The organism is Streptomyces sp. NPDC059371, assembly GCF_042751995.1.
GTDB lineage: Bacteria > Actinomycetota > Actinomycetes > Streptomycetales > Streptomycetaceae > Streptomyces.
In genome coordinates this window covers 63,168-69,298 of sequence record NZ_JBHYXD010000027.1, presented here as the reverse complement: position 1 = coordinate 69,298, position 6,131 = coordinate 63,168, and the positions used below count along the sequence as shown (strand labels likewise).

6 protein-coding genes are annotated in these 6,131 nt (G+C 72.2%); 4 read left to right on the top strand and 2 right to left on the bottom strand.

From position 1 onward, the window contains the following. Window positions 1–341: 341 nt before the first annotated feature. On the top strand, window positions 342–1,040 hold the full coding sequence (locus ACFXGX_RS17945; RefSeq protein WP_384791595.1) for a DJ-1/PfpI family protein: 699 nt from the start codon (window positions 342–344) through the stop codon (window positions 1,038–1,040). Window positions 1,041–1,147: 107 nt separating this feature from the next. Beyond that, window positions 1,148–2,086 carry a DsbA family protein gene (locus ACFXGX_RS17940; RefSeq protein WP_384791592.1) on the top strand — a complete coding sequence of 313 codons (939 nt, stop codon included), beginning with the start codon at window positions 1,148–1,150 and terminating at the stop codon, window positions 2,084–2,086. 43 nt (window positions 2,087–2,129) lie between these two features. Here the strand turns inward: ACFXGX_RS17940 and ACFXGX_RS17935 are convergent, their stop codons facing one another. Then, window positions 2,130–2,801 (bottom strand): MFS transporter, encoded by a 672-nt coding sequence (locus tag ACFXGX_RS17935; protein ID WP_384791590.1) that lies wholly within the window; start codon window positions 2,799–2,801, stop codon window positions 2,130–2,132. 318 nt (window positions 2,802–3,119) lie between these two features. Between ACFXGX_RS17935 and ACFXGX_RS17930 the strand changes: the two genes are divergently transcribed. Both ACFXGX_RS17930 and ACFXGX_RS17925 read left to right on the top strand, forming a co-directional pair. Next, window positions 3,120–4,046 (top strand): NADP-dependent oxidoreductase, encoded by a 927-nt coding sequence (locus ACFXGX_RS17930; protein ID WP_384791587.1) that lies wholly within the window; start codon window positions 3,120–3,122, stop codon window positions 4,044–4,046. Window positions 4,047–4,212: 166 nt separating this feature from the next. Beyond that, entirely contained in the window at window positions 4,213–5,088 is an 876-nt protein-coding gene (locus tag ACFXGX_RS17925) for a class I SAM-dependent methyltransferase (protein WP_384791584.1), read from the top strand. Between the two features lie 49 nt (window positions 5,089–5,137). Here ACFXGX_RS17925 and ACFXGX_RS17920 read toward each other — a convergent pair whose 3' ends face one another. Further along, entirely contained in the window at window positions 5,138–6,130 is a 993-nt protein-coding gene (locus tag ACFXGX_RS17920; RefSeq protein ID WP_384791581.1) for a threonine/serine dehydratase, read from the bottom strand. Window position 6,131: the final 1 nt, after the last annotated feature.

The window sequence follows — 6,131 nt, the reverse complement described above, 5'->3', positions numbered from 1 at the left end:
CACCACGGCGCCGGCGCGGCGCGCCGCCCGGTGCGCCCCCGGCCCTCTGCGGCGGGGGGGGGGGGCGCGCGGGGCGCGGGCCCCCGCCCCCCCCCGGGCAGACGTCCGGTGGATGCGGTGCCCCTTCGTGCTCCGGACGCGGCCGCGGCCCGACGGGCTTGAACGCCCGCCCGGGCAGCCGCGGAAGCCGGCTCATGGCGCGGTCCGCCCTCCGCCCTCCGCTCTCCACGGTCGCGGTCGGCACCATCCTCAAAACTTTTCCTTCCAACTGGAATAGTCATGAACCATGAGTATGTTGTACGGGGTGACTCACCCGAACCGGCCCACACAAGGAGCACACCGTGAGCGACATCAAGAAGGTTCTCTTCCTCGCCTTCCCCAACGCCGGCGAGCAGGACCTCCTCGCCCCCTGGGAACTGTTCAAGGCCCTCGCCTACGACCTCAGCGGGCAGGGGGAGACCCTGGAGGTCACCCTCGGCAGCTTCGAGGGAGGCACCGTCACCACCCACATGGGCGCCCAGCTGCAGACCGAGAAGGTCTCGCCCCAGGACCGCTACGACCTCCTCTACATCCCCGGCGGCATCGGCGGCGGCGCCGCCTCCCGCGACCCGCAGATCCTCGACTTCATCCGCGCCCACCACGACGAGGGCCGCTGGGTCGCCGCCAACTGCGCCGGAGTCGGCGTCGTCTTCCGCTCCGGGATCCTCGACGGCACCCGCTTCCAGGCCGCGGCCGTCCTGGGCCGGCGCCTGAGGGAACTCGGCGCCGACATCGCCGAGCCCCGCCGCGCCTGGTCGCTGCTGCCCGACGCGAAGATCTTCACCGCCGGCGGCGCCGCCACCGTCCACCCCAGCACCATCGCCCTGGTCACCCACCTCTTCGGCGAGGACCGGGCCCGCGCCCTGGCCGCCACGTGGGACACCCTCCCGCTCCACGGCGAAGCCCTGTTCAGCCCCGAGGGCCCCGTCTCCCACGACGACGAGACCTTCGTCAAGGGCCTCCAGGACGGCATGGAGAAGGTCTTCCTCCCCGAAAACTGACCCACCCGCCCCCTCCATCACCAAGCCCCGGTCCAAGCCCCGGTCCCAACCCCGGCCCAAGCCCCCGCCTCCCCGGCGGCAAGCCCGAACACGTCCTTGGAGACACCATGAGCCAGACAGACCAGTCCCTCGCCGCAGGTGTGTGCGATCTCGAGTCGGGTGTCTGCGCCCTGCCCGGCGACAGCGCGGCCCTTCCCGGTGCGGCCGCCGACCGTCCCGGTCCCGGGACGGGCCTCACGCGCATCACCTATGTGACCGACCCGATCTGCTCGGCCTGCTGGATCCTCGAACCCGCCTGGCGTTCGCTCACGGAGCGCTACCGCGACCTCATCGACGTACGCCATGTCTACGGCGGACTCCTGCGCGGCTGGCAGGGCTTCCACGACGCGGGCAACGGCATCCGCCGCCCCGAGGACGTCGCCCACCACTGGGACGAGTTCGCCGAGATCTCCGGCCAGCCCATCAACTCCTCCGTCTGGCGGAGCGACCCCATCGACTCCTCGTACCCGCCGAGCATCGCGCTCGCCGCCGTCCGCCTGCTGGCCCCCGAACACGAGGAGACCTACCTGCGCCGCCTCCGTGAGGAACTCTTCCTGGACGGCCGCAACATCGCCGCCCCCGAACTCCTGGAGACGCTGGTCGTGGAACTCGGCCTGGACGTGGCGTCGTACCGCCGTCTGATCGACAACGGCGAGGCCGTCTCCGAGTTCGAACGCGACCTGGTCCGCACCCACGAACTCGGCGCCCGCGGCTTCCCGACCCTGATCCTCGAAGGCCCCGACGGCCGCGTCGTCCTGCACGGCTGGATCCAGCCGGAGCGCCTGGAGAACACCTTCCTGACCGTGTCGGGCGCGACCCGCCGGCCCGCCGTCTCCTCCCTCGACGAAGCCACCTACCGGCTCGGGACCGGAACCTCACTCGAGTACGCCGCGCTCACCGGCCACTCCGTCACCGACGTGGAAGCACTCCTCACCCGGGCCGGCGCCACCTCCCGCCCTGCCGGCAAGGGCAAGGCCTGGTCACCCAAGCCGCGGAACCAGCACTGAGGCCGTACCGGGTTCTTGCCCGAGGCGTGCTGGTAGGCGGTGGTCAGCCGATCTGACGGTCGCGGCCGGCGAGCCGGCCGGCCGCGAGCTGAGGGAGCATCAGCAGCGTCATGAAGACAAGCGGGGCCCGCCAGCTCCCGCTGTGCTGGTAGAGCGCTCCGACGAGGATGGGGCCGGGGATCGACAGCAGGTACCCGGCGCTCTGGGCGAACGCCGACAGACGGATCACCGTGCCGCTGTCGCGACCGCACATGCCGATCATCGTCAGGGCGAGCGGGAACGAGCAGTTGGCGACGCCGAGGAGCACCGCCCACAGCAAGGGGGCCGCGGCCGGCGCGGCCCACAGCCCGACGTATCCGGCGATCCCGAACAGCCCGATGCCGACGGCGACCCCGCTCTGGCTGCGCAGTCGTCCGGCGACGGCCGCGAGCACGAACGACAGCGGGACACCGAGCACGGAGGTGACGGCGAACAGCAGTCCCGCGGTCTGGGCGGACAGACCGGCGTCACGGAAGATCTGCGGGAGCCAGCCGATGACGACGTACGCGGCGGTGGCCTGGAGTCCGAAGTAGACGGTGAGGGCCCAGGCGGTGGGGTCGCGGGTGAGCCGCGTCCTGGGACGCGGTGCCACGTCCGGGGAACCGGGGCCGGTGTCCGGCGCGGCTGCGGCAGGGCGGCGGGCGAGCGCGAGCCAAGGGGGTCCCCAGGCCGGCACGGACCTCCTCGAGCACGGGACCCAGGCTGGTGACCGCGGGCCGGAGGTTGACCGCGGCCATCAGCAGGGCGACGACGGCGAGCCGGCGCACCCGGCGCGCGGACCGGCCCGCGCCGGCCCGCCTCTCCGCGCGGCGCGGGGCCACGGGCTCCTCGTTCGGCATGGGGCGATCCTAAGGATCAACCGACGGGCGGACCGTGTCCGGGAAACGGCTGGTCCCATGTGTCGACACGGCCCCGATTCCGGAGGAAGCCGGCGCCGTTTCATGAGCACGCATTACTCATCCGTTCACCGGACGGGACCTGATATCGATTGATGATGCGCAAAGTGATACAGAACAGACTCGGCGGCCCGGACGTCCTGGAGGTCGTTGACGCGGAGGTGCCGGAACCGGGCCCCACAGAGGTGCTGGTCGAGGTGAAGGCCGCCGGGGTGAACCCCGTCGACTGGAAGATGCGCACCGCCGGAGGCCTGGGGGATCCGCCCTTCTCGGTCGGCTGGGACGTCTCGGGGGTGGTGGCGGCCGTGGGAGCGGGCGTGACCCGCTTCAAGGCGGGGGACCAGGTGTTCGGCATGCCCCGCTTCCCCTCGGAAGCGGGGGCGTACGCGGACTATGTGACCGCTCCCTCGCGACACCTCGCCCTCAAGCCGTCCCGCCTGAGCCATGTGCAGGCCGCCGGACTGCCCCTCGCGGGCCTCACCGGCTGGCAGGCCCTTGTCACCGTGGCCCGGATCGCCGCCGGCCGGCGCGTTCTCATTCCCGCCGCGGCCGGAGGCGTGGGACACCTGGCCGTCCAGATCGCCAAGGCCCGCGGCGCGTACGTGATCGGCACCGCGAGCGCGGCCAAACACGACTTCGTCAGAGGACTCGGAGCGGACGAGGTCATCGACTACCGGACCGCGGACGTGGGCTCACAGGCCGCGGACGTGGACGTCCTCCTCGCCACGGTCGCGGGGCAGATCGAGGAACTGGCGGGCACCTTGGCGCCCGAGGGCCGGATCGTGGCGCTCAACGGCGCCGACGCGGGGGCGGTCCAGTGGGCCGTGGAGAACGGCCTCCGGGCGGACTTCATGCTCGTGGAACCCGACCGGGCCGATCTGGAGTCGCTGGCCTCCCTCGCCGGGGACGGCCTGCTCGACGTCCACGTCGACACGGTCCTTCCGCTGGAACGGGTGGCCGACGCCCACCGCCTGGGCGAGCAGGGACGAACGACCGGGAAGATCGTTCTGGCTGTCACTGCCTGAGGAGAGGAAAGGCCGAACAATTGACGGCCTGTCTCACCTGTTTCACCTGCTCTCCCGGCACACCGCGAGCCCTCACCGAATACCTGAGAACTCCGCACTCGAAAGCCGCGCATCATCCGCCGCTTTCGAAACCGTGAACACCGAAAGTGGGAAAGAGAGGTCTTCCATGGCTGCCGAAGAGAATTCCGACGGCGCGCATGTCCGCGAGGACGGTGCGCCGGCCGAGGACGGGCTCGTGGCCAACCGGGCCCTGTGGGACAACCTCGCCGAGTTCCACGGAACGGACCCCGGCGACCGGTCGTACGACGTGGAGTCCTTTCTCGCCGGCGGGCAGACACTGCGCGGGATCGAGCGGGAACTCGCGGGCGACGTGGCCGGCAAGGACCTCCTCCACCTCCAGTGCCACTTCGGGATGGACACCCTGAACTGGGCCCGCCTGGGCGCGCGCGTGACCGGCGTGGACTTCTCGCCCAGGGCGATCGCGCGGGCGCGGGAGCTGGCCCGGCGCGCCGGTCTGCCCGCGGAGTTCGTCGAAGCGGACTCCCAGCGTCTGCCGGATGACCTCAGGGGCGGGTTCGACCTGGTCGTCTCGACCTACGGAGTCCTGTCCTGGATCGCGGACCTGGACGCGTGGATGGGCGGCGCGGCGACAGCGCTGCGGCCGGGCGGCCGGCTCGTCCTCGTGGACCTCCACCCCGTCTTCCAGACGGTGCTCACCTTCGATCCCCTCGTGGCCGACTGGCCCTACGGCGGCGGCGCACCGCAGCACGACGCGATGACGGGCACGTACGCCCACGGCGACGCCCCGCTCAAGCCGCAGGCCTCGACGCAGTACCCGTACTCGGTCGGCGAGATCGTGACGGCGGCCGCCTCGGCGGGCCTGGTCGTGGAACGGCTCGGCGAACACACCGAAACCGAGACCGACGGGCGCCACATCCTGCCCCAGGGGCCGGACGGCCTGTACCGGTTCCCCTTCAGCGACACCTACCTGCCCATCCTGTACTCGCTCAGCGCGGTGCTCCCGGCCGCGGCCGCCGACTAGCGGCCCGCACGTCCGGTGCGGGCCGTCGGCCCCGGGCGTCACGGCCCTGTCAGTGAGCTGGGCCGCCGTACCGGGCGAGCAGGCGGGACAGGAGGTCCGGGTCGACGTTGCCACCGCTGACGACGGCGACGTGCAGCGCGCCGGGAGGCAGATCGTCCCGGTGGTGGAGGAAGGCCGCGGTCGTCACGGCACCCGAGGGCTCCGCCACGACACGGCTCTCGCGCGCCAGGACGGCCACGGCCTCCCGGATCTCGCTCTCCGAGACCGTGATGATGTCGTCGACGTACTCCTGGATGTGCGCGAAGGGAATCACCCCCACCGAGCCGCTGCGCATGCCGTCCGCGAGGGTGCGGCCCGTCAGCGTCGTCGGCCAGGCCACCCGCCGCCCGGTGCGCAGGCTCTCCCGCGCGTCGGCGGCCGTCTCGGGCTCCACACCGATGACACGCACCGCGGGCAGCAGCCGCTTGAGCGCCGCCGCGACCCCGGAGATCAGCCCGCCGCCGCTCACGGGGACGAGGACGGTGTCCGGTGTCAGGCCCATCTCCGCGGTCTGCTCGAAGATCTCCAGACCGACGGTGCTCTGCCCGGCGATCACGCCGAGATCGTCGAACGGCGGCACCACGACGGAACCGGACTCCTCGGCGAGCGCCCGTACGGCCGTGGCCAGATCGGCGGCCGGAACACTGCGCACGCTCGCGCCGTGCCCGCGAATGGCGGCCACCTTCACCGGTGCCGCGGTGTCCGGTACGACCACGGTGACCTTCACGTCCAGGAGCCGGCCCGCGTAGGCCAGGGCCTTGCCGTGATTGCCGCTCGACTGCGCCACCACCCCCCGCCCGCGCTCCGCGGCGGACAGCGACACCAGCCGGTTGTAGGCGCCGCGGAGCTTGAAGGACCCGGTGACCTGGAGGTTCTCGGGCTTGAGCAGGAGGGTGCGGGACGCGTCACCCGCCGACGGGCCGGGCAGCAACGGGGTACGCAGGGCGACGCCGTCCAGGCGCCGCGCGGCGGCACGGACGGCATCGAGGTCCAGCAGGGTCATC